Raw genomic sequence first — 4148 nt, forward strand, 5'->3', positions numbered from 1 at the left:
CCCCTTCGCGTCACAGCAGGCCGACGGCCACCGCCACGCTCAGCAGCAGGGCGGTCGCGCCCGCGAACGCGGCGCCGGCGGTCAGGGCCGCGGCCGGCAGCGGGGAGCCGGCCAGGCGGCTGAGCACGCCGGCGGCCAGGGCGACGGCGGTGGCCGCGCCCGCGATCGCGGCCAGGGTCAACAGCGTCACCAGCAGTGGGTTGGGGGTCATCGGCGTTCCTTCCCGGCCTCGTCCTGTGATCACCTCTGACTCTGCGGCGCGACCGGGGCGCGTGGCGCCGGCTCGCTGACCGGTCCGTGACATCCTGACCGGGGCGCGGAGGAGGTGGAGTTGGTCTCGCTGGACGACGTCGCCGCCGAGCTGCGGGTGTTGCGCCGTCGTGGTTTCGGCGAGCTGGACGAACGGACGTTGGCGGACCGGTTGCCGGGGCTGGCCGCCGCCGCACGGCGGGTCTACGACGTGGCGCCGGACCGGCCCGCGCCGCTGCGCCGGTTGATCGTCGCGGCGGGCAGGCAGGTCACGCCCGCGGAGCTGCGGCCCGCGGTGGCGGACCTGTTCGGCCTGGCCGACACGTTCGGCAAGACCCTGGCCTACCGGCAGCACGCGGCCGCGGCCCGGTTCGCCCCGGTGCCCGCGCCCAGCACGTTCCGGCAGGCCCCGCAGTACACCCGCCGCCTGGTGGAATCGCTCGCGGCGGCCGTGGTCGACCTGGTGTCGGGCAGCACGCTGACCGAGTTGCGCCGGCACGCGGGCGAGGATCTGGTCGACCGCGCGGACCTCGTGGCCGAGGGCGTCGCGCTGATCGAGGGCGGCGCCCGGTTCCTGTGGCTGCGCGGCGAGCCGGGCACGGGCAAGACCGTGCTGGCCGACCGGCTCGCCGAACGCCTCGCGCCGCTGCACCCCGTGGTCCGCATCCGCATGGGCAACTCGCGGGTCATGGACGAGGACGTGCTGCGGGCCGTGGACGAGCCGCACGTGGACCGCGCGGCTCGCCTGGAGCTGTTCCGGCGCAGGCTGGCCGAGGGCGGCTCGATCGGGCTGGTGATCCTCGACGACGCCGACTCCCCCGCCGCGGTGGACGCCCTGGCGTTGGCGGACTCGCGGACCCCGGTCGTGGTGACCAGCCGCACGGCGGGACCGGAGGGGGTGGCCGAACTGGTCGTGGGCAACCTCGGTCCCGACGACGCCGAGGAGGCCGTGCGGCGGCTGCTGCCCGACCTGGGCGACGAGCACGCCGCGCGGCTGGCCCGGCTCTCCGGCGGCCGTCCGCTGGTCATCGGCCACGTCTGCCGGTACCTGCGCGACGCCGGGCTCGACGCCGCGACCGTGTTGGACGGCCTGGAGCAGGACACCGGGCGGGCGCTGGACGCCATCGACTCGACCACCGACCGCAGCCTGACCGCGGTCTACCGGGGCGTGCTGGCGGAGTTCGCCGCGCAGGGCGACGTGACGGCCGTGCTGGACAGCCTGCTGTGGATCGCGGTCGAGGGCCTGGTGCCCTGGTCGGTCGGGCGCGCGTTCCTGGCCCACCGGTTCCCCGGTCCGATCGGCGCGGTGCTGGTGTCCACGGCGGAGGTGGTGCTGGCCCGGCACGGCCTGGTGGCGGTGCAGGACGACGCGTACGTCGTCCACACCCTCACCGCGGAGGTGCTGTGCCGGCTGCGGCGGGAGTCGATGACCGCCGTGCTGGCCGACTTCGTGGACTTCCTGCGCCTGCCCCCGCCCGACGAGCCGCGGACCGACCAGCGCGGGCTGATGCACGCCGAGCTGACCGTCACCGCGGGCCTGGTGGACGGCGGAGACCTGCTGTGCCTCGGGTCGGCCTCCTGGCTCGCGGTGCGCCGGCGCGCAGACGGGTCGCGCTCGGCGACGCTGTACCGCGTGCACTCCACCGGCATCAGCGCCCTGGCGGACGGCGGCGAGACCCGGCAGTTGGCGGGCGCGGCGCTCGAGGAGGTGGCCGACTGGACCAGCGACTACTACGAGCGGTCGGCGTGGCTCTACGGTTTCCGCGCCGCACGCGACGAGGAGCCGACCGAGCACGGTGACGGCCACGTCCACCGGGTGCCGTTCATCCCGGCGGACCCGGTGGTGGACCGGGGTTTCACCGAGGCGCGGTGCGGCAGGCGGTGGCGCGTCCGGCGGTCGCGGGCCGAGGCCGAGGGGCTGCCCGAGTGCCCGGACTGCGCCGCGATGTCGTGGCGCGAGTTGGTGCGGATCTGGGCGGGCCTGGGCGTGACCACCACGCTGCGGCGGCTGCTGGCCGGCTTCGACGCGGCGGTCGCGGCGGGCGACGTGCCGGCGGCGTCCGAGCGGGCCGGGGAGGTGGACCGGTTCGTCGAGCGGACCCGACCGCTGCCCACCGTGTCCGTGGCGCGGAAGCTGGCCAAGGCGGACATGGCGTTGGCGCGACTCGTGCGACCGCACGACCCGGAGCGCGCTCTCACGCTGTACTCGCGCGCCGCGGACCGGTACGGGCAGTGCCTCAGCCGCCTCACCGGTGACGACCTGTTCAGCGCGTTGGACGAGTTGGGCAACGCCCTCGCACCGCAGACCTCGCTGCTGCCGCGATCGGACCCGGCGGCGCTGCGGGCCGTGTACGCGCGTCTGGTCGAGGTGCACCGGAAGCAGCTCGACCTCCGCCCCGACGACGTCTGGGCGCGCGACCTGCTGGGCGTGGTGCTGGCGAACCAGGCGAACCTGATCGCCGCGGACGACCCCGCCGCCGCGCTGCCCCTGCTCGACGAATCCGTTTCCCTGCACCGGGACGCGCTGGCCCGCGAGGACCGCACGTCGTCACGGCGCTTCCTCGCCGACACCGCGTCCGTCCGCGCCGGGGTCCTGCGCCGGCTCCGCCGACCGGACTCGGAGTCGGTGGCGGAGGCCGCCGGGCACTACCGGGCGCTGGCCGCCGACGCGCCCGACGACGCGGACCTGTTGGGCAGCCTGGTCACCGAGACCTACCGGCTGGCCCTGGCGAACCGCGAGGACCGGTCACCCGGGGCGCTTGCCCGCTGGCAGGCGTTGGAGGCGGACACGCGCAGGCTGAGCGCGTTGCGGCCGGACGACCCCCGCAACGCGCACGGCCTCGGCGTGGTCCTGGCCCGTCACGCGCACGCGCTGCGCGAGGTGGAGCCGGGCCGCGCGGCCCGGTTGCGCGCGGAGGCGACGTCGTTGCTCACGACGTTGGCGGAGCGGGATGCGGACGACGTCCGGACGTTGGGCGACGCGGCGCGCGGGCTCGCGCTGCTGGCCGAGGACGACACCCCGGAGGACGAGACGGCGACCGGCGCGGCGCTGGCCCTGTTCCACCGGTACCTCGACCACCGGCCCGGCGACGTCGCGGCGATCCGCGAGATCGGCAGGCTGTCCGCGCTGCGGGGGTGGCGGCGGTGGAACACCGACCGCGACGCCGCGGTGGGGCACTACGGCCGCGCGGTGACGTGGTTCCGCACCGCGCTCGACCTCCGCCCGGACGACCCCGGCGACCGCTTCCGCCTCGCCGTCACCCTGCGCGACCACGCCGTGCTCGACAACGACGCGGGGACCGCCGGGGAGGCCGTCGAGGCGATCCGGCACGCCTTGGAGCTGCTGCCGGACCACCCGGAGCTGCTCGGCGCGCTCGCCATGACGTTGGCCGGACGCGCACGCCTGTTGTGGGCGAAGGGCGAGCGCGGCGCGGCGACCGCCGTGGGCGACGACGCGATGGCGGTCCAGCGGGACCTCCCCGCCGACCCCCGGCACGCCCTGGACATCGCCCGGGTGCTCCTGGCCTGCGCGACCGTCCGCGGCGACGACCGGCTCCGGGCGGAAGCCGAACAGCGCTACCGGTCGTACCTGCGGACGTCGCCGGACGACCCGCAACCGCACTTCGAGCTGGCCGTCCTGCACGCGGAGGCGGGCGACGCCGCCCGGGCGATCGGCCGCCTGGCCCGGTGGTGGCGCACCACCCGGAAGACGCCCGACGTGCGGCGGTGGCAGGTGGCCGCCGAGCACGCCTTCGACCCGGTCCGCGACGACCCGCGGCTGGTCGCCCTGCTCGCGCGCGACGGGGGGGGGCCGCGCGCCAGGGGCTGGGGCGGGGGGCGGGGCCCCCCGGCCCCAGTGAAGGCACACGGGCCAGACACCCGCCGGGCGCACCGCAAGG

The 4148-nt window shown here is 76.6% G+C and carries 2 protein-coding genes; one reads left to right on the forward strand and one right to left on the reverse strand.

The features are described from left to right. Positions 1 to 10 precede the first annotated feature (10 nt). On the reverse strand, positions 11 to 211 hold the full coding sequence (locus tag ACFXGA_RS39735; protein ID WP_378098229.1) for a hypothetical protein: 201 nt from the start codon (positions 209 to 211) through the stop codon (positions 11 to 13). Between the two features lie 114 nt (positions 212 to 325). On the opposite strand from ACFXGA_RS39735, the gene ACFXGA_RS39740 reads away from it, so the two are divergent. Continuing rightward, positions 326 to 4148: AAA family ATPase (locus ACFXGA_RS39740; RefSeq protein WP_378098231.1), on the forward strand; the 3823-nt coding region annotated here is incomplete at its 3' end.

The organism is Actinosynnema sp. NPDC059335, from assembly GCF_042752395.1.
Lineage (GTDB): Bacteria > Actinomycetota > Actinomycetes > Mycobacteriales > Pseudonocardiaceae > Actinosynnema.